Consider the following 24,215-nt stretch of genomic DNA (forward strand, 5'->3'; position numbering starts at 1 on the left):
CGGATGCCTGCCCTTCCCCCCCGCCTGGCGGTTTTCGACATGGACGGCACGCTGATCGACAGCCTGCCGGACCTTGCTGCCTGCGCCTGTCGCCTGCTGCGCCATTACAGCCTGCCCCCCATCACGCCCGACATTCTGCGCCCCATGATTGGCGACGGCGTCGGCGTTCTGGTGCGCCGCCTGCTGGCGCATGCGGGCGACGGTGCGCGCGATATCGACCCTGACGAGGCCGTCAGCCACTACATGGCGGACTATACCCCACATTCGACCGACCTGTCGCATCCCTTCACCGGCACCCGCGCCACTTTATCAAGCCTCAGGGGCGCGGGATGGAAACTTGCGGTCTGCACCAACAAACCGGTGGCGGCGGCACAGCATATCCTGCAGGTCATGAAACTCGCCCCCTGGTTCGATGCAGTGGGCGGTGGCGACAGTTTTGCCGTGCGCAAGCCTGACCCGCGGCACCTGCTGGACACGATCGCCATGGCCGGGGGCGTGCCGCAACGCGCAATCATGGTGGGCGACCACCGTAACGACATCGCCGCAGCGACGGGCGCACATGTTCGCGGCATTTTTGCACGATGGGGATATGGCATGCCCGAAATGGAGGCCGGGGCAACGGCGGGCGCGGATTCCATTTCCGAAATCCCGCACATTGCCCGGGACCTGATCCCCGAATAAGGCCATCACGTCGCTTTCGCACCGTGAATTCATGAAATCTCTGGCGAAGTTTTTTTCACGAAGCTTCGGAGATGCCACCCCTCTGGCAAAAGGCGGCACCCCCAAATTTTCATGATTTCCCGATGCGTGACGCGCCCCCACCCCATCAGACGTCGAGGTTGGCAACCTTCAGGGCGTTCCCCACGATAAAATCGCGCCGGGGTTCGACCACATCGCCCATCAGCGTAGAGAACACCTGCGCCGCGTTTTCCACATCACCCACCCGCACCTGCAACAGGGTGCGCATGGCGGGATCGAGCGTGGTTTCCCACAACTGCGCGTCATTCATCTCGCCCAGTCCCTTGAACCGGTTGATCGACAGACCGCGCCGCCCCTGCGCGATAATACGTTCATAAACCGAGGCCGGGCCATCAAGCGCTATGGTCTGGCTGTCGAGGGACAGTTCCACCTTGCTGTCGAAATCGGTTGCGATGCGCCCATGATGCTCCGCCAGCCAGCGGACTTCGGCACTGCGCAGGGAGGCGGGATCAAGACGATAGACCTCGCCCACGCCACGCACGCTACGCGCCATTTCCAGCCCATCGGCACTTGCCGCGACCTTCCAGCCACGCTCCGATTCCATGGAGACGGCATCCAGACGCGATTGCAATGCAATGACACGTTCGGGCGTGGCCGCCGGATTGGCCGACAGCGCACCCGCGATCGCCGCCTGTTCCAGAACCCAGACCGGGGCACGCACCGCAAGGCGCGACAGCGCGCGCGCCACGTCACGGATAAAGGCAACATCGGTATGGATTGCCTCCCCCGTGACTTCGCGCCCGTCGCCGTAACGCAGGGTCGCATGCGCCAGCGCCTTGTCGAGCAGATATTGCTCCAGCGCCGCATCATCCTTGAGATACCGTTCGTCATTACCGCGCTTGGCGCGGTACAGCGGCGGCTGCGCGATATAGAGATAGCCGTTTTCAATCAGTTCGGGCATCTGGCGGAAAAAGAACGTCAGCAGCAGCGTGCGGATGTGTGAGCCGTCGACATCGGCGTCGGTCATGATGACGATGCGATGGTAACGCAGCTTCTCGATTGAAAAGCCGCCATGCTCCACATCACCACGCCCGATGCCCGTGCCCAGCGCGGTAATCAGCGTGCCGATTTCCGCCGACCCCAGCATACGGTCAAAGCGCGCGCGCTCCACATTCAGGATCTTGCCCTTCAGCGGCAGGATCGCCTGGAAACGCCGGTCACGCCCCTGCTTGGCCGTCCCCCCTGCCGAGTCTCCCTCCACGATGAACAGTTCGGATTTGGCAGGGTCACGTTCCTGGCAGTCGGCAAGCTTCCCCGGAAGAGAGGAGATGTCGAGCACCCCCTTGCGCCGCGTCAATTCCCTTGCGCGCCGCGCCGCTTCACGTGCGGCGGCGGCATCCATCACCTTTGCGACAATCTGGCGCGCTTCCTTGGGATGGGTTTCAAACCAGTGGGAGATCATGTCGGCGGCGGCGGCATGCACAACGGGCTGCACCTCCGACGACACCAGCTTGTCCTTGGTCTGTGACGAGAATTTGGGATCTGGCACCTTGACCGACAGCACCGCCGTCAGGCCCTCGCGCATGTCTTCCCCCGCAAGGGCGTGGGAATCCTTCTTGGAGGCATTCGCCTCCGCATAGCGGCCAACGATGCGTGTCAGGGCCTGGCGGAAACCCGCAAGATGCGATCCGCCGTCGCGCTGCGGAATATTGTTGGTGAAGCACAGCATCGTTTCATGGAAACTGTCATTCCATGTCAGGGCGAATTCGACCTTGATGCCATTATCCTCATTCTGGAGGCTGCCGGTAATCGGTGGTTCCACAATCGGGGTCTTGCCATGGTCCAGCCATTCGACAAAGGCGCTCAGGCCGCCTTCATAATGAAACGCTTCCTCCCGCACCGGGGTATGGCGTTCGTCACGCAGGATGATGGCCAGCCCGGAATTGAGGAAGGCCAGTTCGCGCAGCCGGCGCTCCAGCACGGAAAACTGGAATTCCACAATGGCGAAGGTCTCGGCACTCGGCTTGAACGTGACCTGTGTGCCACGCGGTTCGTCACTGTCCCCCACCACGCTGAGCGGCGCATCGCGTTCGCCCGCGCGAAAGCGGATCATATGTTCCTGCCCGTTACGCCAGATCCGCACCTCCATCCATTCGGACAGGGCATTGACGACCGCGGCCCCCACGCCGTGCAGACCCCCTGATACCTTGTAGGAATTCTGGTTGAACTTGCCGCCTGCATGCAGCTTCGTCAGGACAACTTCCGCCGCGCTGATCCCTTCCTCATGATGCATGTCGGTGGGAATGCCACGACCATTGTCGCGCACGGTGACGCTGCCGTCACCATTAAGCGTCACGATGCAGGTGGTCGCATAACCGGCCTGCGCCTCGTCCACTGCATTGTCGATGATCTCGAACGCCATGTGGTGCAGGCCGGAACCGTCATCGGTGTCACCGATATACATGCCCGGACGCTTGCGCACCGCGTCCAGTCCCTTGAGAACCGATATGGAAGCCGCATCATAATCCGCACCTGTGACGGGAATTTCCTCCCCCTCGGCATCGTGTTTCTGATCGGGATTGGATGGGTCAGACATGCCGGACAGATGCTCCACAACAGGGTCACGCGTTGAGCATGTGTTATACATCGAACACGCGCCTGTAACCAAGCTTTCCCCTTCATAAATCGGGGGAATCAGGGATTCGGAAGCAGAGCGCCTTCATGGGGCATGACGAAGGCGGCCTGATCGCGCAAAGGCTCGAACTGCGCCGCGTCCGTACCGCTGAGCATTACCGTCGTATCCAGCCGCCCGATGGCGCGGAACAGCGCATTGCGCCGGACCTCGTCCAGATGCACCAGCGGTTCGTCAAGGAGGATCAGCGGCGCCTGCCCACGCGCCCGCGCGATCAGGCGGGCATGCGACAGCACGACACCGACCAGCATTGCTTTTTGCTGTCCCGTGCTTGACTGCGCCGCACCGCGTCGCGTGGCGCGGTCATGCATATGCAGGTCGGTGCGATGCGCGCCAAGGAAGGCGCTGCCCCGCGCGCGGTCGCGCTGCCGGGAGGCCGCAAGCTGTTCGCGCAACCAGTCCTCCACCGCCAGGGCAGGCATGTGGCGCAGATGCTGCGCGATCTCGCTTTCCAGTGTCAGCGCGGTTGCGGGAAACCCGTCACATAATGCGGCATCATCACCATTGAGCAGGGCCACCAGCCCTGCACGCGCCGCCGTGGCGGCAACGCCGTGACGCGCCATCGCATCCTCCAGCGCGGACAGCCATGCGCCATCCCCCCCACCCGACAGCAAAAGCCGGTTGCGCTGCATCATTGCATGGTCATGAGCGGCCAGTTCACGCGCATGCCCCGGCTCCATCGCCAGGACCAGGCGATCCAGGAAACGGCGCCGCCCCGCCGCCCCTTCCTGAAACAGGCGATCCATCTGTGGTGTCAGCCAGACGGCGGACAGGAAATCGGAAACACGGGTGCGATTGCGCAATGCCTCCCCATCAAGGCGCACGACACGACGGTCGGGCCGCGCCGGATCAGACCCCACAGCAAGGTCGCGTATCCCGGCCTCAACCCCGTCGGGCACGTCAATGCGGGCCGCGATGCCCCAACGTGTGCCGCCATGACGCGGCAGGTCGGCCACACGCGCGCCACGCAACCCACGTCCAGGCAGCAGAAGGGAGACGGATTCAAGAAGGTTGGTCTTGCCACTGCCATTTTCGCCCACGATCACCGTGACCGGTGACGTGGGCGTCCATGACAGATGGCGGTAATTGCGGAAATCCGTCAGGACAAGCCGCGAAAGATGGGCCATACGCGCCCGGAAACCCGATACGCGGTCAGACGCGCATCGGCATCAGCACATACAATGCCGAAGGACGGTCCACATCGCGCACGATGGTGGGAGCGGAACTGTCGGAAAACGCGAATTCGACGTTCTTTTCGATCTGGTCCGTAATATCGTTGAGATAACGCGCCTGAAAGCCGATTTCGATCGGGCTGGCGTCATACACGACATGGGTATCGTCAAGTTCTTCCGTCGCAGTGCCCTGATCCTGACTGGCGGCGGACAGGGTCAGCAGATTCTGCGTCACCGCCAGCTTTACCGGGCGGGAACGTTCCTGGCTGATGGCGGCCACACGCGATACCGCGTCGGAAAATATCTTCTTGCCGACATGCAGGACCTTGTCATTGCCGGTGGGGATCACGCGCTCATATTCCGGGAAAGTCCCATCAATCAGCTTTGACGTCAGGATCACGTTCCCCACGGTGAACTGGATACGTGTATCGGACAGGGCAACGCCGATATGCTCCGGCCCTTCCTCAAGCAGCTTGCGCAGTTCATTCACGGTCTTGCGCGGGATGATGACGCCCGGCATGCCAGCCGCCCCGTCCGGCAGGTCGGTTTCCACGCGGGCAAGGCGATGGCCATCCGTCGCCACGGCGCGCAGCATCGGCCCCTGCGGGGTCTCTGCCACATGGAAATAGATGCCATTGAGGTAGTAGCGCGTCTCCTCCGTGGAGATGGCAAACCGGCTGCGGTCAATCAGCCCGCGCAGCGCCTGCGACGCAATGGTGAAATCATGCGGCAGCGCACCGGCCATCATGGAGGGGAAATCATCCACGTCCAGCACATTCAGGCTGGTGCTGAAACGCCCCGCCCGCAGCGCAAGCGGCGCATCGCCGCCCGCCTGATCAAGTTCGACCACCGCCCCATCGGGCAGGCGGCGCACGATATCGCACAACACGGCCGCCGGCGCGGTTACGGCACCATCACGCAGGGTCTCCGCCGAGATCCCTTCCACCACCGCGATTTCCATGTCGGTGGCCGTCATGGTCATCAACCCGTCCGTGACGTTAATCAGGACGTTGGCAAGAATGGGGATGGTGTTACGCTTCTCAGCCACGCCCTGAATATGCAGCAGCGCCTTGAGCAGGGTCGCGCGATCAGCCTTCAGCTTCATGTGTAACAAATCCTCCTTGCCCGACGGCGCGGCCCGTTACAGGACGGCGTGATGGGGGCAATAAGTCTAGCAGCCTGACAGACATGCGAAAAGAGGGCGACAGGCGAAAAATCAGCTTTCGAGCATCCGGCGCAGAAGTTCGACATCCTCTGCAAAGGCGGGGTCCTGTTCCATCAGTTCCATCACCCGGCGCACGGCATAGATCACGGTGGTATGGTCACGATTGCCGAACTTGCGCCCGATTTCGGGCAGCGAACGCGATGTCAGCTGCTTTGACAGGAACATCGCCACCTGCCGGGGACGCGCAACAACGGTCGAACGCCGCGCCGAAGACATGTCCGTCAGCCGGATATTCCAGTGTTCGGCAACCTTGCGCTGTATTTCCTCGATCGTCACGCGACGGTTATTCGCCTTGAGGATGTCATGCAGCACATCCTGCGTCGTCTCCAGCGTAACGGGACGACCGAACAGGTTGGCATGCGCAATCAGGCGGTTGAGCGCGCCCTCAAGCTCACGCACGTTGGACGTGATCTTATGCGCAAGGAATTCCAGCACCTTGGCGGGCACCTCGACCCCCGAGGCGGTGGCCTTCGCCTCCAGGATGGAGATACGCAGCTCGAACGTGGTGGCATGGATATCAGCCACCATTCCACAGCCAAGACGCGTGCGCAGGCGATCCTCCAGCCCCGACAGGTCAGAGGGCGACTTGTCCGCCGACACCACGATCTGCCGCCCGGCATCAACCAGCGCGTTGAAGGTGTGGAAAAATTCTTCCTGCGTATTGTCCTTGCCAATCAGGAACTGCAGGTCATCAATCATCAGGACATCGACTGAACGCAACTGCTCCTTGAATTCCATCGTCGATTGCGAACGGATGGCGGCGATGAAGCGGTACATGAACTTTTCAGCCGACATATACGCGACCGAGACACGCCCCTCCCGCACCAGTTCCGACCCGATCGCATGCATCAGGTGCGTCTTGCCCAGCCCGACGCCACCATACAGGAACAGGGGGTTGAAGCCGGGGCTCGACGGGCGTTCGGCCACGCGACGGGCACAGGCATAGGCAAATTCATTGGGCTTGCCGACCACGAACGTATCAAACGTAAAACGCGGGTCAAGCGGGGCGGCGAGGTCGCTGCGCACCTCGGCAGCGCGGGGCTCCTCCACCACCACGGCATCCATGACGGGCATCGCGGGCGGGGTTGCGGCGGAAGAGGCACCGGATTCCGCGGCGGAGGCATCGCCATCCGCTGCGGGCGACGGGCCACGGGCGACCTGCAGTTCAACGCGCCGGATGGCCGGGATTTCCGCATGCCACAACGCGCCAAGCCGATCGCCATACTGTCCCCGGACCCAGTCGCGCAGAAAACGCGTGGGCAGGTACAGCGTGATTTCGTCCTCGTCCACGGGCCCGACGCCCATCTGCCTCAGCCAGGTGTTGTATTCCACCTCCCCGACCTCGGCCTTGAGGCGGGCGCAGATACGCGACCAATGGATGTCGAGAATGCTCTTCTGGGCATTCGCTTCGGCAACCTCGTCATATCCTTCCAGTCCGCCCGTCATCTTCACTCCCGGCCATTCAGGGACATGACAGTCCGCGCCCGCGAAATGCCTGTTCAACATTAAACACAACACCCCAACGCCTGCGGACACGTTCGCGTTTTCCGCGCCATGAATGCACGAAAACCCATGCGCCGATACCTCGACGCCCCAGCAGCATACCGATGAGGATGATCAGAAGTTAGTGCAGGGAATCGGAGGAAGCAACGGGAATCTGGCCGAAGGACGTTCAAAACCGAATCCGCGACAAAAACAGCAACACAAAAGAAGTAATCCGCAAATAAAAAGGACCACATCATGCCGAAATGGCACGATGCAGTCCTGATCATTACACGAAAAATACTTTCTTCGTGCGGGCCGTCATTGATCCATTTAATGGATCAGGCCGCAGCCAGCGCCTTGATACGCGCGGACAGGCGCGAAATACGACGGGCAACAGTGTTGGCGTGCATGACACCCTTGCCGACTGCGCGCTGCAGTTCGGGCTGCGCCGCGCGCAGGGCGACGGACGCGTCTTCCTTCTTGCCGGCTTCGATCGCGGTCTCCACCTTCTTGACGAAGGTGCGCACGCGGGAAATGCGGGCGGTGTTGCGCGCGTTACGGCGCTCGGTCTGACGAATGCGCTTACGCGCTGATGCAGTATTGGCCATCGTTCTCAGTTCAGCAAAAAATCAGGTTACGGCGGTCCGCCACCCGATAGTTGCGGACATCCAGATATCAGGATGGCGGTCTAGTCCACACCCTCCCCATCCGTCAAGACAAGTCTTGCGTCACCGTCGCGGTTTCCTGCCGCCGGGGGCAGAAAAATGACGATCGCCCGGCCTGTACAATACGTTGCACGCCCGTGCATTGCGGCAGGCCGGGACAGTCGGGACATCCCTGCCCCTCACGGCCATAGACACGCCACGCATGCTGAAAATATCCCAGTTCCCCATCGGGCTTCACATAATCACGCAGACTCGACCCGCCCGCGGCGATCGCCTCGGTCAGGACATCGCGGATACTGGCAACCAGGGCCGCGCACTGTGCCTCATCAAGGCTTGCCCCCGCGCGTTCGGGATGCACGCCCGCACGAAACAGTGCTTCGGACACATAGATATTGCCCAGCCCCGCGACAACACGCTGATCCAGCAGCAATGCCTTGATCGGGCTGCGCCGCCCGCGCGCCGCGCGGGCCAGGCCCACGGCGTCGAACCCGTTACCCAGCGGTTCGGGCCCCATGCGCGCAAGCAGCGGGTGCGACATGGCCGTCCCGGGCGCCAGCAGGTCCACGATGCCGAACCGCCGGGGGTCCACCAACCCGCAGCGCGCGCCCTGCACCGTGACGATAACCAGATGTTCATGCCGCGCGGCGGGCACGGTCGTGTCATGGCCCAGCACAACACGCCCTGACATCCCAAGATGCATCAGCAGCACCTGACCATCATCAAGATGGACGAGGATATATTTCCCCCGTCGCTCGAAGCGCGCGATCACCCGCCCGCGCAGCGAGTCGCCCAGTCCGGGCGGAAATGGCCAGCGCAGCCCCTCGCGCAGGGGAGTGGCAGTGGCAATCTGGTGACCTTCGAGATGCAATCGCATCCCGCGCATCACAGTTTCTACTTCAGGGAGTTCCGGCATGACTGATTATAAGGTTATATCTCCCGATCATGAGCGACAATAGCCACCACACCCAATCCGCCCCATTCCCGTCCGCCGGCGCAGCACCAGGCGGCGCGCCCTCTGGCACGACCGATTTCGGTTTCCGCGACGTCCCGGTCACGGAAAAGAAATCCATGGTCCGCGAGGTCTTTGACAGTGTCGCGGGCAAATATGACATCATGAATGATGTCATGTCCCTGGGCATCCATCGGGCATGGAAAAAGATTTTCGTCACCGAACTTGGCCCACACCCGGACCTGCGCCTGCTCGACCTGGCGGGGGGAACGGGCGACATCTCGTTCGGCTGGCTGCGTGGGGGCGGGGGCCCTGCGATCCTGTCGGACATCAATGTCAGCATGCTGGCGGTCGGGCGCGACCGCGCCCTGTCGCGCGGCCTCGTCTCCGGCCTGAATTTCGTCGCCGTCGATGCTGAGGCCATTCCCATCGCGGACTGTTCCGTCGATCGTGTCTCCATCGCGTTCGGGCTGCGCAACTGCACGGACAAGTTGCAGGTCCTGCGTGAGGCACGGCGCGTGCTGCGGCCCGGCGGGCGGTTCCTGTGCCTCGAATTCTCACGCGTGCAGGTCGCGGCGCTGGCCCCGGTCTATGACGCATGGTCATTCCAGGTCCTGCCGCGCATGGGGGCGGCCATCGCGGGCGACCGCGAAAGTTACCAGTACCTTGCCGAAAGCATCCGCATGTTCCCCGATCAGGAGACACTTGCCGACATGATGCGCGAGGCCGGGATGGAACGCGTTTCCTACCAGAACCTGTCGGGTGGGATCGCGGCGATCCATTCGGGCTGGCGCATCTGAAGGGGACGGCCCGATGAAAGACGCGCGCCCGTCCGTCCTGCTGATTGTGTGCGGCGGGATCGCCGCATTCAAGGCGCTGGAACTGGTCCGCCGCCTGACGGAACGGGGCGTGCGGGTGCGTACCATCCTGACACGTGCGGGCGCACGTTTCGTCACCCCCCTCAGCCTGCAGGCCCTGACGGGGGAGCGCGTGTCCGAAGAGCTGTTTTCCCTGACGGACGAACACGAAATGGGGCATATCGCCCTGTCACGGGGCAGCGACCTGATTGTCGTATGCCCTGCCACGGCCGACATGCTGGCGCGCATGGCCGCCGGCCTTGCCGATGACCTGGCAGGCGCGGTGCTGTTGGCGACAGACACACCCGTCATGGCCGTGCCCGCGATGAATGTCCGCATGTGGCTGCACCCCGCCACCCGCGCGAATGTCGCGACACTGGCCGCACGCGGCGTCACATTCGTCGGCCCGGAAGATGGCGTGATGGCCTGTAACGAAACCGGACCGGGCCGGATGAGCGAACCGGCCATGATCGCCGACGCCATCATGGATGCCCTGCGCCCCGTCCAGCCCCCCGTCCACTTCCCCGTCCCGCGCCCTGCCCTGCGGCCGCTGCATGGCCTGCGCGCGCTGGTCACGGCAGGCCCGACCCACGAACCGATCGACCCGGTGCGCTACCTCGCCAACCGTTCGTCCGGGCGGCAGGGATATGCGATTGCCGACGCACTGGCGCAGGCGGGGGCGGCGGTCACGCTGATCAGCGGGCCGACCATCCTGCCGCCCCCGCCGGGTGTTACGCTGCACCGGGTGGAAACGGCGGTGCAGATGCTGGCCGCCTGCGATGCCGCCATGCCGTGCGATATCGCTGTCTGCACCGCCGCCGTGGCCGACTGGCGCATCGCCAACCCCGTCACCAGCAAGATCAAGAAAACCCCTGGCGCGCCGCCGCCCTCGCTGGCGCTGGTACCCAATCCTGATATCCTGGCCCACCTGTCGCGCCCCGGCCCGGCGCGTCCGCGCCTGGTGGTGGGCTTCGCCGCGGAAACCGACGACGTGCGCGACAATGCCGTAGCCAAGCGCAAGCGCAAGGGATGTGACTGGATCATTGCCAATGATGTCCGCGCGCAAACCGGCATCATGGGGGGTAATGAAAACGAGGTGACGTTGATCACCGCCACAGGTTCTGAACACTGGCCCCGGATGTCAAAGGACGCGGTGGCGTGCGGTCTTGTGCGCAGGATCACGGCGGCATTCGACATCGCACCCGACAGTCCCGGCACCGATACACCCGACCTTCCCCCTGATGGAGTCCCTGCATGACCCCCCCCACCCTGCCCGTTCGTATCCGCCGCCTTGCGCATGCCGTGGGGCTGCCTCTGCCTGCCTATGCGACACAGGGGGCGGCGGGGATGGACCTCGTGGCGGCCGTCAGCGCCCCCGTGACGATCTGGGCCGGGGGACGCGCCCTGGTGCCCACGGGCCTGTGCATTGCGCTGCCGGCGGGATACGAACTCCAGATCCGCCCGCGTTCGGGACTTGCACTTAAACACGGCATCACATTGCCCAATTCCCCCGGCACGATTGACGAGGATTATCGTGGCGAGATCGGCATCATCATGCTCAATACCGGCGAAGAACCTTTTGTGGTCGAACGTGGCATGCGCATCGCACAGGCCGTGCTGGCCCCGGTCGTGCGCGGCATGTGGGAAGAGTGCGAGACACTGGACGATACCGCGCGCGGTGCGGGTGGCTTTGGCAGCACGGACACGGGCGTGACGGCGGGCGCGATACCGGGGACGACAGGGTGAACGAACCGCCCCTTCCCACCCACGGCCTGAGGGTCCGGCCCAACCTGTTCGACCTGGTCGGGCTTGTTATCCTGATGGGTTTCGCCGTGGCGCTGGCCACGGTGGGGCGGCACATGCTGGTGCCGCTGTCGCCCGCCACGGCGCAGGCCATCCACCTAGATCCGTCATGGCTGCCGGGCTATGCCCTGCGCACGACATTTCGGATGTTCGCCGCCCTGCTGGCGTCGGTGGTCTTTACCTTTACCTATGCCGTATGGGCGGCGAAAAGCCGTCGCGCGGGACAGATCCTTGTCCCGGTGCTCGATATCCTGCAATCCGTGCCGATCCTTGGGTTCCTGACCTTTACCGTGGTCTTTTTCCTTGGGCTTTTTCCCGGCCGGATGATGGGGGCCGAACTGGCCGCGATCTTTACGATCTTCACCAGTCAGGCATGGAACATGGCCTTCAGCATGTACCAGTCGCTGCGCACCGTGCCTGCCGACCTTGAAGAAGCCGCCCGCTGCTTCGGATTGACGGCGTGGCAGCGCTTCTGGCGGCTGGAGGTTCCGTTCGCCATTCCCTCGCTGGTGTGGAACGCCATGATTTCCATGTCCGGCGGGTGGTTCATGGTCGTCTATTCCGAGACAATCACCGTGGGCAATACCGACATCGCCCTGCCAGGCATCGGATCGTATGTCGGCACTGCCATCGCGCATCGCGACCTGCTGGCGATCCTGTATGCCATCGTGACCATGCTGGCGGTCATCCTTGCCTATGACCAGTTGCTTTTCCGCCCACTTGTCGCGTGGTCAGCACGCTTCAGCATCGAGGACACGCAGGGCGAGGCCGCACCCGACCCGTGGGTGCTGGCGCTGCTGCGCCGGACGTCCCTGCTGCGCCGCGCCAGCGACGCACTGGGACGGGCGCTGACCTTCATCGGCTGGTTGCGCATCGGGCGAGCGCCCTCCGACGTTACGCCATCACATATGTCGGGCCGTATGCTCGATATCGCATGGTGGGCGTGCCTTGGCGGCTGCACCCTTGTCCTTGGGGAAAAAGTGCTGACCTATGCCGCCGGGCATTTCACCGCATCACAGGTGTTCCAGGTCATGGGGCTGGGTGGCCTTACGTTGCTGCGTGTGCTGGTGACGCTGCTGGTGGCGTCGCTGATATGGGTGCCGGTGGGCATCTGGCTGGGCCTTGACGCCCGCCGGGCGCGCCGGGCGCAGTTTGTGGCGCAGTTCATGGCCGCCTTTCCCGCCAACCTGTTCTTTCCGCTGTTTGTGCTGTTCATCGTGCGCTTCCACCTCAACAGCAATATCTGGCTGACACCGCTGATGCTGCTGGGCACGCAGTGGTACATCCTGTTCAACATCGTGGCCGGGGCATCGTCCTATCCCACAGACCTGCTGGAGGCCGCGCGCAATTTCCAGGTACGCGGCACGTTATGGTGGATGCGCGTCATGTTGCCCGGTATCGTGCCGTTTTTCATCACCGGGGCGATCACCGCATCGGGCGGGGCATGGAATGCCGCCATCGCCACGGAAATGGCAAGCTGGGGCTCCACCACTTTGCGCGCGCAAGGCCTTGGCGCCTATATCGCGCAGGCGACGATCGACGGCGCGACCGACCGCGTGGGATTGGGAATGGTGGTCATGTCCCTGTTCGTCCTGCTGTTCAACCGTGCGGTGTGGCGTCCGCTGGCCAATTACGCCGCACGCCACTTCACCTTCAACTGAAAGCACCAGATGCCTTCCGCACCACCCTCCCCGCATGTCCCTCCCGAAAGTGAGACCCTGGTCCGGGTCGTTGACTGCAAGCAGGCCTATCACAAGGAAAGCGCCACCGACCTGGTCGTGCTGGACAATGTGAACCTGACCCTGCATTCGGGGGAGATCGTGGGGCTGCTGGGTCGTTCGGGATCAGGCAAATCGACACTTTTACGCATTATCGCCGGATTGCTGACACCGACATCGGGCGAGGTGGTCTGGAAAGGCAAAAAGCTGACCGGCCCCGCCGCCGGCATCGCCATGGTGTTTCAGTCATTCGCACTGTTCCCATGGCTGACGGTACAGAAGAATGTCGAACTGGGGCTGGAGGCAAAGGGCGTTCCCGCAGCCGAACGCGCCGACCTGGCCGAACGTGCGATCGACCTGATCGGTCTGGGCGGTTACGAAAATGCGTATCCCAAGGAACTGTCTGGCGGCATGCGCCAGCGCGTGGGATTGGCACGTGCGCTGGTGGTGCATCCCGACCTGCTGCTGATGGATGAGGCCTTTTCCGCGCTTGACGTGCTGACGGCGGAAAACCTGCGCACCGACCTTGTGGAGCTATGGTCCGAACACAAGCTGCCGATCAAGTCGATCCTGCTGGTGACACACAATATCGAAGAAGCGGTCCTGATGTGCGACCGCATCCTGATCTTCTCCTCCAACCCCGGGCGGGTGGCGCATGAACTCAGCGTCCCGTTCGATCACCCCCGCAATCGCGAAGATGCGGCCTTCCGGCAGTTCGTGGACCGGATCTATGCCCTGATGACCCGCCGTGCGCCAGTCGTTTCCGAAGCAGACCTGACCGAAGCAGGAATGGCCAATACCCCCCCGCCGATCGAAGCCATCGCCCTGCCCCGCCTTGCGATCAACACCATGGTCGGCATGATGGAAACGCTGGCGGCGGACCCGCTCGACGGGCGTGCCGACCTGCCGCTGCTTGCCAGCCGGCTGCAACTGGAACTCGACGACCTGTTCCCGCTTGGCGAGTCACTCCAGCTTCTGGGATTTGCCGAACTGGAGGATGGGGACATCCTGTTGACGCCACAGGGCATGCGCTTTGTCCAGAGCGAGCATGACGAGCGCAAGCAGATCCTGTCACACAGCCTGCTGCGTAACATTCCGATGGTGCGTTCCATCCGATCGGTCCTGGATGAACGCCCCAACCACCGCGCCAGCGCCGAACGTTTCCGCGATGAGCTGGAAGACGGCATGTCCCCCGATTATGCCAAGCAGACGCTACAGACCCTGATCGGGTGGGCACGATACGCCGAACTGTTCGATTTTGATGAGGAAGCGGACCAGCTTTTCCTTGACGACCGCGACCGTGGCAATGGCGCGGCCTGAGCAGGGAGCCTGCCTTAAAAACCCTCAAGAAACTGCGGCTTTACAGAAAGCTATTTGGCAATAATAACGGACAGGAATCCATAAAGTTTGTGATGCCAGATTTTCCCAGAAAGGCAGTTTCCTTCAAGGCTTTTATGATTCAAGCGGGTTTCTGGTCCCGTTTTTCCAAGTAGCCAAAAAAACAAATCCAAGAATATTTTTTGCTGCGCAGACCTGTCGCAGGCAAGCAGATTCAGGCATCCCTTGTGTAACAAGGAAAGCAGGGTATCGACACATTTGGGAATTGGGAAAAGGATCAGCCCCGCTGTCACGGGGTCATGTCCTCATCTTGATATTTTCACGATAACCATATGCTTTTCAGGGCACATGGAGGTCCTGTGGGACGCCGCCGGATCCGTCCTGGATGCTTTTACTCCTGATGAATGCGCCAACTTCTTTACAGCCGCTGGATATGAGCCGGAATAAAGTGGACATGCTCTAGTTCAGCTAGCAAGCCGCTGTTTCATCGGTTTTTGCAAGAATCTTCACCCATTCAGATGATCCCATCTGAATGGGGTCTGCTCTGGCAGACCCGCAGAGCGTTATGTTTCCGGCCGGGTCACCCGGCGTAGAGATACTCACTTGCGATCATGCCGTTTCGGTTGGCACGCTGGGAGGTAGACACCCGCCGAATCTTCGAAATGATCCGGATCCGCCGTAAGAGGCATGGATACAACATCGTCGCTTCGATGGTCAGTATAGACGAACGTCAAATAGTAAAACTGAGCCTCGATCCGAGGATCGCCATCGAACATTTTGTTCCATTCCAGCAGGTCGCGCCGCAACGGCGATCCGACATCGCCGCTGCGGGTCCAGACCGCTGACACACAGGTCGAAACACGTTCGACGCGCACGATCAGGCGCCCATTAAAAAACGCTTTTCCATCGAGTTCTTCGTTGAACATCGTATTGAGATTGTAGGTCAGTTCCTCCAAAGACTCCGGCTTGGTACCCGCGAGGGCAACCCCGCCGATACAAACGACGCAAATCAGGCTCAGGATAACGCGGATTATCAATATCGTCCTCTCAGCAGAAGCATGGCCTCATCGTGTCGTCTCCGGACCAGACCGCGCAAGACCTTGCCTTTCGAGCGTACCTGCTCCTCAATTATCCTGACAGCCTTGAGCTTGTCGCCGCTGTTGATAGCAGCACGGACACCCGCCCAACCTCTTCCTGGATTATAGACGAACGACACGAGGGCATTGAACTCATTTTGTGTCAGGTAGACATGGATGCCCCGACGAACGATCGCCTCATAGCTCGGTAGATTGACCTGTAAAAGGCGTCTCTGCTGAAGGTCTGACAGATCGACGAGATTTCTGTTATCCTGGGCGAAGCGCCTGGCCGCTTCGCCACGCAGACCGCTCCCCGCCGCCACACGCGACGCCAGACTAGAGTTGATGCCGATAGCCCGCAATTTCTGCTCAATCTCAGCCCGGGAACGATCGCGCATGTCATAGCCAGGCCCGAGCGTTACCCCCGACGCCCCGCCCGGCCAGTGCAAACGATTGCTGACGCCCCTTTGCTCCTCATGACGTTCAATAAAACCGCGTCCTTGAAGCGACATCTTAATTGCGCTGGGAGCCCGTGGTGTTTCTGACGGCGACGGAGTGTGGGACGGATTATAAGGACGATTCGATCCAGACATACTTCCTCATTTCCTGTGGCTTGATGCGACAGATAAGCTAAAAAGTTAATCAGCACGTAGTCAGAGAGAGACGCCTAGCCCCAGCTATTTCCGCAGCCCCGAAGCTGATCTAACCAGATCTTCTGTCCGGTTAAGGGTTTTATGGCTTGGCAGATAGCATCTGACGACGCTGACGAGTTGGTGTTCGCTCATGCAACATGTCAGGGCGAGATGCTGGTTGGTATTCGACATGACATGTCCTGAAATGCAGACACAAAAAAGCCCGCCGGGTCAGGGTGGGCTTTGCATGTGCGCGGGTGATCCGTGCTATAGTTCTACCATAGCGATTTCTGGGAGGATCATGATTTTGTGGGAAAGTCCAGCTCAGTGAGCGGAACTAGCCGAACCGTATTTAATATATAGCAAAAACCGCGCGCGGATACCAGATGGAAAATAGGCTGGCGGAACTTCACCAATGCCCGGTTTTGCGAACTCTCAGCCACCCGCAAATGTCCGACATGAGGGCGACTGCCGCCTGTCTGCCTCTGCATCATTGATACGGACAGGCGGTTAAGGAGGAAGGAGAATGTCGGCCTTGCAGAAACGGGTGATGGAACTGGTCGAGAATGGGAACGTGAATCAGTGCGCTTCGCGTACGCCGGTCGTGCCGTCGGCGATGATCTGACACTGACTGACCGGGCGTTCTGTCTGCGGAGAGGGTGGCATTAGCGTCGTCGATGGGAAAGCAAGTCTGCTGGACGGCAAAAACCATCCAGCAGCATATCGGCCCAATCTTGCGCCAGTTGTCGTTTTCGGTCCCGATGTTCTGCCCGATTATAGACAGCCTCGACCTTGTCCTGAGACACATGCGCCAGCATCTGGTCAATGATTGCCCTGTCCTGCGGATATTTCTCATTCATGATCGACGAAAACGATGATCGAAATCCGTGCGGAACGTGTATGCCCGCAAATCCTGCGCGTTTCAGTAATATGCTCATCGCGTTGTCCGACATCGGCTTATGAGCCCACCGGGCATTCGGGAAAACAAGCGGTCCCCGACCTGTCAGGGTCCTGACTGCATCAATCGTTTCCTGCGCCTGACGCGACAGCGCAACAAGATGCGGACGCCGCATTTTCATCCGTGCGCTTGGTATCAGCCACGTATCCCCGTCGAGTTCGGTCCAGGGCATGGAGCGCACCTCTCCTGGACGAACGGCAGTGAGCGCCAGGAACCTGATTGCCAGCAGCATCACTGGATGGGCCGGTATATCCTCGATCGTCCGCAGCAGGCCGCGTAGGGTCTCCAGATCGGTGATCGCGGGGAAATTGCCTTTCTGGACAGGTGGCAGCGCCTCCTTGATGACTGCTGCTGGATCAGAATGACCGAGGCCGCAGGCGATGCCATAAATGAAAATCGCCGATAGTCGCTGCCGGACGCGCTGCGCAGTGTCCCGTGACCCTGTCCTGCCGATTCCTTCTATAACCTCCAGCACCATGGGCGGGCTGATGTCGGTCACGGGGATATTGCCCAGTTTCGGCCAGATGAACCGCTGGAGCGTATATTCAACATTTTGCGAATGAACCTCGCTCCAGACCGGTTTTTTGATTTTCAACCATGCCTCTCCAACCGATCGGAGATGGTTTTTGGTACAGGCGGCCTCGGCGCGACGCTGCTTTTTTGTCAGTGACGGATCCCGTCCTGCGCGTAATTCCTCCTTCGCGCTATCTCGCGCCTTGCAGGCACCGGATAGCGAAACCTCGGGATATGCGCCGATCGAAAGCAGTTTCTCTTTGCCGCCAAAGCGATATTTCAGTCGCTACAGGCGTGAGCCATTTGGCTTGACCAGAACATGCAAACCACCCGAGCCGGGTATCTTGTACGGCTTTTCCTGGGGCTTGGCACGCCTGACGGCAGCGTCCGTCAGCATTGATACCCCCGCCCTTTTGACGATACCCCCACGGATACCCCCATAAGCTGCATTATTCAGTGACTCCCCATGTCATCGCATGTCCACAGTTATGCGATAAAAACGTCTGTTTTTCGGGGAATATGTCAACAACGGTCCTTCCCTGTCATGGAAGGATTGGAGGTCCGGGCGGGAATCGAACCCACATTCACGGATTTGCAGTCCGCTGCATCACCACTCTGCCACCGGACCTTACCGGGACAAGGGCTATATCTCCTTTATCGCGTCGCAGGTCAAGCCGTTGTGTGCGGGCCACCTGCTAGGCAGACATGAAAAGCGGGAATAGAACAGGACATGCGGGAAATAAAAATTACGCACCCGTCGCGATTGCACGGATCGCCGTCCCTGCCTGCAGGGAGCCGATGGAAGGGAAGGCCATGAACCAGCACGTTATCGAACATCCCCCCCTTGATTACGAGGCCGCACGCCAGCGCATGGTCGATGCGCAGATCCGGCCCGCGCAGGTGAACGACCCACGCGTCATCGCCGCCATGCGCCGCGTGCCGCGCGAACTTGCCGCCCCCGAATCCCTGCGGGAATTCGCATATGCGGACCAGTCGCTGCCGCTGCCGGATGGACGGGCCCTGACGGAGCCACGCGTGATCGCACGCATGTTACAGACCGCCGCCCCGCGTGAAGGCGAACGTGTGCTGGTGGTGGCTGCGGGGACGGGCTACCTCGTCGCGCTGACCTGTACAATGCAGGAGGGGCTGCGGATTGATGCGGTAGAATCCGATAAGACCCTTGCTGCCATCGGCCAATCCCTGTGCCGGACGTTCGCACCTGATGTATCATGGCATATCGGCCCCCTGTCGGCCGGGCTGGCGGGTGATGCACCATATGACCTCATCCTGATCGACGGTGCGGTCCGCGCCATCCCGCAGGCCATCGTTGCGCAATGCGCACCCGATGGACGGATCGTCGCCCCTGTCTGGCCCGAAGGCGGGGTGGCATCGGTATGCATCGTGACCCCCACAAAGGATGGCAGCGCAACATCCACGATATTCGACGCGAATGTGCCGCTGTTGCCGGAACTTGCCCCTGCCCCCGCATTTTCGTTCGAGGCCTATGCCTGAATACAATGCTGCACCCGATATCGCACCCATTGCCGGAGGTGGTTAACCTGACTGCAATATCCTGAAGATAGTGTCTGCCACGCAGGCAGGCACGCCTGCGTCATGGGCCGACGCTGGGGATATTACATGAAGGGATACTGGGTCGCGGGAATCGGGTTTGCCGCCAGCCTGCATGCGGGCACCGCACTGGCACGCAGGCCCATCCCCCCGCCATCATCGGCGCCTGTCGCGGTTCCCCACACCCTTCAGGAGGCACTGGCCAGCGCGTATCTGAGCAATCCAGTCCTGCGCAGGGAACGCGCCACCCTGCGCGCGACGGATGAGCAGGTTCCCGCCGCCCTGGGCGGATGGCGACCGACGATTACCGGCACCGCCAACATGAGCTATTACAGCGGCAACATGATGATGGCGCCCGAAAGCGGCGGAAACGGTTATAGCCGCCGTTATGACCTGCCCGGCTATGGCGCAGGGGTGAATATCAGCGAACCCATCTATACCGGCGGACGCACCACGGCCTCCACCCACCGGGCCGTACATGACGTGATGGCTGAACGCGCACGCCTGATCCTGACCGAACAGCAGGTCTTTACAGATGTCGTCAACGCCTATGTCGGCGTGATCGAGGATCAGCAGATCCTTGAAATCGATATAAATAACGAAAAAGTGTATCAAGAACAGCTCCACACCACAGAGCTACGTGCGCGTGGGGGCGAAATCACACATACCGATGTGGCGCAGGCGCTTGCCGCACTGTCCGCCGCACGGGCCACACGCCAGCAGGCCGAAGGCACGCTGGAGGCGGCGCGCGCAACCTACCAGCAGGTGGTGGGGGCCGAGGCCCCGGACGACCTGCAACCGCCACAGCCACTTGTCCTGCCGGTACAGTCGGAACAGGATGCCACCACACGCGCGGTGGAAAACAACCCAAACGTCATTGCCGCCCTGTTTGACGAAGCCGCGCGCAAGGACGCGGTAGGCGTTGCCTTCGCGGCCCTCCTCCCCTCCATCAGTGCGCAGGCCAGCTACGCCCACGACATCAATCAGGAGGAAGGACGCTCCAACTACGATAACAAAATGGCGCTCATTTCCGCCTCGGTCCCGATTTATCAGGGGGGGAGCGAATATGCGGCCGTGCGCGCCGCAAAGCAGCAGGTCATTCAGGCCCACCGCGCGGTGGAAGTCCAGCGCCGCAGCGCCATACAGCTTGCACAGGCAAGCTGGCAGCGCATCCTTGCAAACCGCGCGGCCATCACCAGCAACCGCGAGGCGATTTCCGCCAATGTCTCCGCCCTTGCCGGGGTGGAGCGGCAGGCCATTGTGGGCACTGGCACGACGCTTGCGGTCCTGCAGCAGCAGGAAACCCTGTTGCAGGCACAGGTCGCCCTTGTCATGAGTCTCGGCAGCCTCGTGCAGGCCTCCTATCAGGAGGTCGCGGCGATCGGGCGGCTGACGGCGCGCGACCTGAACCTGGATGTGCCGCTCTATAACGAAAAAGCATATTACAAGGCCGTGCATGACCGGCTGTGGGGCATCAGCGATTATGCTGTCAAGGAACCGGGACGCTGAATGGCGGAATGGCCTTGTTGAAAGAAGACTCTGCATCAACAGCTTCTGACAACCTGCACTCCCATATCGAGACGCCCTGCCGTGAAATCCTGCTTCCCAAAGAGTAAGAACAGGCTGATGGGTGTCCGGGCCAGCTCTGGGGGCAGGTTAAAAGCCCGGGCAAGCAATCCATCGGGACAATGAAATCTTCTGGCAACGATTTTTTAAAAATCATTCGAAAATATTATATTTTCCAAGAGATTGTTTGAAAACAAGTCATTAATAAAAAACAAGAACAGTTTCTGGGTGCCGCCTTTTGATCAAAAAAGGCGGCGTCTTCTGAAGCTTTTCAGAAAAAGCTTCACAAAAAACCTTTATAATTTCAGTGTGTTATCGAGCCTGACTTTCCAAACAGTCTCTAAAAAATCAACATCCCAGATTTTTGCAGTTCCTTATCAATCGCGCTGTTTCCAAGCCTCCCCTCCCCCCCACGCCACAGTGCAATCGAGCCATATGACAGCAGGTTTCTGGCACGTCGCGTCATCATACCTTGATCGCCCCTTGATCGCCGGGACATCTTGCGCCGTTTCTTTCGTGGCGGATTGGGGTATATCTGCGTGCGGCGGACATGTCGTGCGCCCTGCGTCTGATTTAGGTGGATCTGGTTTTTAGCAATGCTCGATAAGTCTTTCTCCCCCGGCGAGACAGAAACCTCCCTTTACGCATTATGGGAGGGATGCGGAGCATTCGCCGCCGATCCAGACAGTCCGCACCGCCCCTATACCATCATGATCCCCCCCCCCAACGTCACGGGCACGCTGCATGTCGGGCATGCCCTGACGATGACGTTGCAAGATACGCTGATCCGCTGGCGCCGCATGCAGGGACGCGACGTATTGTGGCAGCCCGGCACCGACCATGCAGGCATCGCGACCCAACTTGTGGTTGAACGCATGCTGCAAAAGGAAGGCACGTCGCGGCAGGAACTGGGGCGTGAGGCTTTCGAAAAACGCGTGTGGGACTGGAAGGCGCAGTCTGGCGGCGGCATCACCACGCAGTTGCGTCGCCTTGGCTCCTCCCTCGACTGGCCGCGTGAGCGTTTCACGATGGATGAGGGGCTGTCGAAGGCCGTGCGCGAAGTGTTCGTAACCCTGTACCGCGAGGGGCTGATCTATCGCGACCGGCGCCTTGTCAACTGGGACCCGGCATTCCGGTCCGCCATTTCCGACCTTGAGGTCGATAACAAGGAAATGCGTGGCAGCCTGTGGTACATCCGCTATCCTGTTGAGGGGCAGCCCGGCCGCACCATTACGGTGGCAACCACCCGGCCCGAAACCATGCTGGGCGACATGGCGGTGGCGGTCCATCCGGATGATGCCCGCTATGCCGACCTTGTGGGGCAATCGGTAATCCTGCCGCTGACGGGACGGCGCATCCGTATCGTGGCGGATGAGCATTCCGACCCCGAAAAGGGCAGCGGCGCAGTGAAGATCACGCCTGCGCATGATTTCAACGATTTCGAGGTCGGACGTCGCCATAACCTCGACATGCCCAGCGTGCTGGACGCGGACGCGCGCATCACGCTGGAGGAAATCAGCGACGAACTGCGCGCCGAAGCGGGCATCGCCGATCCGGCCTTTGTCCGCACGTTGCAGGGCATGCCGCGCGACGAGGCGCGCAAGGCCATCGTCGCCGAGCTTGAACGGCTGGAATGGCTGGAAAAGATCGAGCCACACACAAACCAGGTTCCCCATGCCGAACGCAGTGGCGCAGTGGTTGAACCCCGGCTGACGACGCAATGGTACTGCGATGCAGCCACCCTTGCCGCCCCCGCGATCGAGGCGGTGGAGACAGGGCGTGTCGAATTCGTGCCGCGGCAGTGGGAAAACACCTTCTTTGCATGGATGCGCGACATCCAGCCCTGGTGCATCAGCCGCCAGTTGTGGTGGGGCCATCGCATCCCGGCATGGTATGGCCCGGATGGACACGTGTTCGTCGCCCATGACGAGGCCGATGCCACAACCCAGGCCCGCGCGCATTATGGCCGTGATGAGGTCCTGACACGCGATGACGACGTACTTGACACGTGGTTCTCCTCTGCGCTGTGGCCGTTCTCCACCCTTGGATGGCCGGACCAGACACCCGAACTGGCGCGTTATTACCCGACGGACGTACTGGTCACGGGATTTGACATCATCTTCTTCTGGGTTGCCCGGATGATGATGATGGGCCTGCATTTCATGAAGGACGTGCCGTTCCGCAAGGTGTTCATCCACGGGCTGGTCCGTGATGAACGCGGGCAAAAGATGTCAAAAAGCAAGGGGAACGGCATCGACCCGCTGGAGATGATCGACACCTATGGCGCGGATGCCATGCGCTTTACGATCTGTGCCCTGACGGGTCTGGGCCGTGATGTGAAGCTGGGCCGCAAGAAGGTGGAGGAATACCGTTCCTTTACCACCAAGCTGTGGAACGCCGCACGTTTTTGCGAAATGAACCGCGTCGCCCCGGTGGCCGGTTTCAATCCCGCCACCGTTACCTCACCACTGGGCCGCTGGCTGCTGGCAGAGGCAGGGCGCGCGATCACGGATGCCACGGCGGCGTTGGAATCCTTCCGTTTCGATGAATATGCCGGCGTATGCTACCGCTTTGTCTGGAACTGTTTTTGCGACTGGTTCCTTGAATTCGCCAAACCTGTCTTCAACACGGAAGGCGACACGGCAGAGGCGACAGAAACCCGTGCCGTCACCGCGCATGTGCTGGGTTTGATCCTGCGCCTGCTGCAACCGGTCATGCCGTTCATCACCGATGAACTCTGGCACCGCTTTGGCTATGGCGCGCAAGGCAGCCTGATGCAGGCCGCGTGGCCAAAGCCCGATACCGTGACCGATGCGGCGCAGGCCGGGGCGGAAATGGAATGGCTGGTCCGTTTCATTACCGAAATCCGTACCGTGCGCGCGGAAATGAACGTGCCGCCGTCACGCCTTGCCCCCGTATTGCTGCGCGATGCCTCGGCGCAAACAGTGGCGCGCGCTGAAAAATGGTCCGAGGCGATCGGCCGTATGGCCCGCGTGTCCGAAGTCCTGCCGTTGGAAGGCGACATGCCGCAGGGTGCGGCGCAATTGGTGGTGGACGAAGCCACACTGATCCTGCCGCTTGCGGGGATTATCGACCTGTCGCAGGAACGCCAGCGCCTGGAAAAGGAATGCGGCAAGGTCGATGGGGAAATCACCAAAGTCGAGCGCAAGCTTGGCAATGCGGACTTTGTCGCCCGCGCCAAGCCCGAAGTGGTGGAGGAAAACCGCGAACGCCTGGCTGCATTCCGTGCGGAACGCGTGCGCCTTGATGCCGCACTGGCGCGCATTTCCTGATCGTG

At 61.2% G+C, this 24,215-nt stretch carries 19 protein-coding genes and 1 tRNA gene; 9 read left to right on the forward strand and 11 right to left on the reverse strand.

Going from position 1 to position 24,215, the window contains the following annotated elements:
• Positions 1–3: 3 nt before the first annotated feature.
• Positions 4–681 (forward strand): HAD-IA family hydrolase, encoded by a 678-nt coding sequence (locus tag FYB92_RS12255; protein ID WP_239015761.1) that lies wholly within the window; start codon positions 4–6, stop codon positions 679–681.
• Between the two features lie 145 nt (positions 682–826).
• On the opposite strand, the gene gyrB is transcribed toward FYB92_RS12255, so the two are convergent.
• From gyrB to mutM, 6 genes are all read right to left on the reverse strand, one after another.
• On the reverse strand, positions 827–3,295 hold the full coding sequence (gene gyrB, locus FYB92_RS12260; protein ID WP_040511702.1) for a DNA topoisomerase (ATP-hydrolyzing) subunit B: 2,469 nt from the start codon (positions 3,293–3,295) through the stop codon (positions 827–829).
• 98 nt (positions 3,296–3,393) lie between these two features.
• Entirely contained in the window at positions 3,394–4,518 is a 1,125-nt protein-coding gene (recF, locus tag FYB92_RS12265) for a DNA replication/repair protein RecF (protein ID WP_332828752.1), read from the reverse strand.
• Positions 4,519–4,543: 25 nt separating this feature from the next.
• On the reverse strand, positions 4,544–5,668 hold the full coding sequence (gene dnaN / locus FYB92_RS12270) for a DNA polymerase III subunit beta (protein ID WP_075624171.1): 1,125 nt from the start codon (positions 5,666–5,668) through the stop codon (positions 4,544–4,546).
• Positions 5,669–5,779: 111 nt separating this feature from the next.
• Positions 5,780–7,234: a chromosomal replication initiator protein DnaA gene (gene dnaA / locus FYB92_RS12275; protein WP_332828753.1), complete on the reverse strand. Its 1,455-nt coding sequence runs from the start codon at positions 7,232–7,234 to the stop codon at positions 5,780–5,782.
• A 377-nt stretch (positions 7,235–7,611) separates the two neighbouring features.
• Positions 7,612–7,881: a 30S ribosomal protein S20 gene (gene rpsT / locus FYB92_RS12280; protein ID WP_003618383.1), complete on the reverse strand. Its 270-nt coding sequence runs from the start codon at positions 7,879–7,881 to the stop codon at positions 7,612–7,614.
• A 103-nt stretch (positions 7,882–7,984) separates the two neighbouring features.
• A complete protein-coding gene (gene mutM, locus FYB92_RS12285; protein ID WP_062808736.1) occupies positions 7,985–8,851 on the reverse strand; it encodes a bifunctional DNA-formamidopyrimidine glycosylase/DNA-(apurinic or apyrimidinic site) lyase in 867 nt (288 codons plus the stop codon).
• A 29-nt stretch (positions 8,852–8,880) separates the two neighbouring features.
• Between mutM and FYB92_RS12290 the strand changes: the two genes are divergently transcribed.
• From FYB92_RS12290 to FYB92_RS12310, 5 genes are all read left to right on the forward strand, one after another.
• Positions 8,881–9,687 (forward strand): class I SAM-dependent methyltransferase, encoded by an 807-nt coding sequence (locus tag FYB92_RS12290; RefSeq protein ID WP_332828754.1) that lies wholly within the window; start codon positions 8,881–8,883, stop codon positions 9,685–9,687.
• A gap of 13 nt (positions 9,688–9,700) precedes the next feature.
• Entirely contained in the window at positions 9,701–11,002 is a 1,302-nt protein-coding gene (coaBC, locus tag FYB92_RS12295) for a bifunctional phosphopantothenoylcysteine decarboxylase/phosphopantothenate--cysteine ligase CoaBC (RefSeq protein ID WP_332828755.1), read from the forward strand.
• A complete protein-coding gene (dut, locus tag FYB92_RS12300; RefSeq protein ID WP_332828756.1) occupies positions 10,999–11,490 on the forward strand; it encodes a dUTP diphosphatase in 492 nt (163 codons plus the stop codon). Before coaBC ends, dut begins: the two co-directional genes overlap by 4 nt.
• Positions 11,491–11,564: 74 nt before the next feature.
• Positions 11,565–13,208 carry an ABC transporter permease gene (locus FYB92_RS12305; protein ID WP_408902399.1) on the forward strand — a complete coding sequence of 548 codons (1,644 nt, stop codon included), beginning with the start codon at positions 11,565–11,567 and terminating at the stop codon, positions 13,206–13,208.
• A 9-nt stretch (positions 13,209–13,217) separates the two neighbouring features.
• Entirely contained in the window at positions 13,218–14,585 is a 1,368-nt protein-coding gene (locus tag FYB92_RS12310; protein WP_003618377.1) for an AAA-associated domain-containing protein, read from the forward strand.
• A 50-nt stretch (positions 14,586–14,635) separates the two neighbouring features.
• On the opposite strand, the gene FYB92_RS12315 is transcribed toward FYB92_RS12310, so the two are convergent.
• From FYB92_RS12315 to FYB92_RS12340, 5 genes are all read right to left on the reverse strand, one after another.
• Positions 14,636–14,896, reverse strand: coding sequence for a hypothetical protein (locus FYB92_RS12315; protein ID WP_332828758.1), 261 nt, complete (start codon positions 14,894–14,896; stop codon positions 14,636–14,638).
• Positions 14,897–15,202: 306 nt separating this feature from the next.
• Positions 15,203–15,640: a hypothetical protein gene (locus FYB92_RS12320; RefSeq protein WP_225578658.1), complete on the reverse strand. Its 438-nt coding sequence runs from the start codon at positions 15,638–15,640 to the stop codon at positions 15,203–15,205.
• Entirely contained in the window at positions 15,637–16,077 is a 441-nt protein-coding gene (locus FYB92_RS12325; RefSeq protein WP_332828759.1) for a glycoside hydrolase family protein, read from the reverse strand. Before FYB92_RS12325 ends, FYB92_RS12320 begins: the two co-directional genes overlap by 4 nt.
• Before the next feature lie 899 nt (positions 16,078–16,976).
• A complete protein-coding gene (locus FYB92_RS12330) occupies positions 16,977–18,065 on the reverse strand; it encodes a tyrosine-type recombinase/integrase (protein ID WP_408902400.1) in 1,089 nt (362 codons plus the stop codon).
• Positions 18,066–18,336: 271 nt separating this feature from the next.
• Positions 18,337–18,410 (reverse strand) — tRNA-Cys (locus FYB92_RS12340).
• Between the two features lie 185 nt (positions 18,411–18,595).
• On the opposite strand from FYB92_RS12340, the gene FYB92_RS12345 reads away from it, so the two are divergent.
• The 3 genes from FYB92_RS12345 to FYB92_RS12355 all read left to right on the forward strand — a co-directional run bounded on the left by FYB92_RS12345 (position 18,596) and on the right by FYB92_RS12355 (position 24,210).
• Positions 18,596–19,294: a protein-L-isoaspartate O-methyltransferase gene (locus tag FYB92_RS12345; RefSeq protein WP_062809837.1), complete on the forward strand. Its 699-nt coding sequence runs from the start codon at positions 18,596–18,598 to the stop codon at positions 19,292–19,294.
• A 126-nt stretch (positions 19,295–19,420) separates the two neighbouring features.
• The gene (locus tag FYB92_RS12350; protein ID WP_040511690.1) at positions 19,421–20,860 is read left to right on the forward strand and encodes a TolC family outer membrane protein; all 1,440 of its coding nucleotides are present in this window, start codon (positions 19,421–19,423) and stop codon (positions 20,858–20,860) included.
• 653 nt (positions 20,861–21,513) lie between these two features.
• Positions 21,514–24,210 carry a valine--tRNA ligase gene (locus tag FYB92_RS12355; RefSeq protein WP_192264702.1) on the forward strand — a complete coding sequence of 899 codons (2,697 nt, stop codon included), beginning with the start codon at positions 21,514–21,516 and terminating at the stop codon, positions 24,208–24,210.
• The last annotated feature ends 5 nt before the right edge of the window (positions 24,211–24,215 follow it).

The sequence above is a fragment of the Novacetimonas sp. GS1 genome, from assembly GCF_036686925.1.
GTDB classification, from domain to species: domain Bacteria; phylum Pseudomonadota; class Alphaproteobacteria; order Acetobacterales; family Acetobacteraceae; genus Novacetimonas; species Novacetimonas hansenii.

Coding starts and splice junctions, on each gene's coding strand:
- dnaA (WP_332828753.1), bottom strand. CDS start 7,234: ATGACGGGCGGACTGGAAGGATATGACGAGGTTGCCGAAGCGAATGCC.
- FYB92_RS12345 (WP_062809837.1), top strand. CDS start 18,596: ATGAACCAGCACGTTATCGAACATCCCCCCCTTGATTACGAGGCCGCA.
- FYB92_RS12290 (WP_332828754.1), top strand. CDS start 8,881: ATGAGCGACAATAGCCACCACACCCAATCCGCCCCATTCCCGTCCGCC.
- mutM (WP_062808736.1), bottom strand. CDS start 8,851: ATGCCGGAACTCCCTGAAGTAGAAACTGTGATGCGCGGGATGCGATTG.
- dnaN (WP_075624171.1), bottom strand. CDS start 5,668: ATGAAGCTGAAGGCTGATCGCGCGACCCTGCTCAAGGCGCTGCTGCAT.
- recF (WP_332828752.1), bottom strand. CDS start 4,518: ATGGCCCATCTTTCGCGGCTTGTCCTGACGGATTTCCGCAATTACCGC.
- rpsT (WP_003618383.1), bottom strand. CDS start 7,881: ATGGCCAATACTGCATCAGCGCGTAAGCGCATTCGTCAGACCGAGCGC.
- FYB92_RS12325 (WP_332828759.1), bottom strand. CDS start 16,077: ATGCGCGATCGTTCCCGGGCTGAGATTGAGCAGAAATTGCGGGCTATC.
- dut (WP_332828756.1), top strand. CDS start 10,999: ATGACCCCCCCCACCCTGCCCGTTCGTATCCGCCGCCTTGCGCATGCC.
- FYB92_RS12355 (WP_192264702.1), top strand. CDS start 21,514: ATGCTCGATAAGTCTTTCTCCCCCGGCGAGACAGAAACCTCCCTTTAC.
- FYB92_RS12255 (WP_239015761.1), top strand. CDS start 4: ATGCCTGCCCTTCCCCCCCGCCTGGCGGTTTTCGACATGGACGGCACG.
- FYB92_RS12350 (WP_040511690.1), top strand. CDS start 19,421: ATGAAGGGATACTGGGTCGCGGGAATCGGGTTTGCCGCCAGCCTGCAT.
- FYB92_RS12310 (WP_003618377.1), top strand. CDS start 13,218: ATGCCTTCCGCACCACCCTCCCCGCATGTCCCTCCCGAAAGTGAGACC.
- FYB92_RS12305 (WP_408902399.1), top strand. CDS start 11,565: ATGGGTTTCGCCGTGGCGCTGGCCACGGTGGGGCGGCACATGCTGGTG.
- coaBC (WP_332828755.1), top strand. CDS start 9,701: ATGAAAGACGCGCGCCCGTCCGTCCTGCTGATTGTGTGCGGCGGGATC.
- gyrB (WP_040511702.1), bottom strand. CDS start 3,295: ATGTCTGACCCATCCAATCCCGATCAGAAACACGATGCCGAGGGGGAG.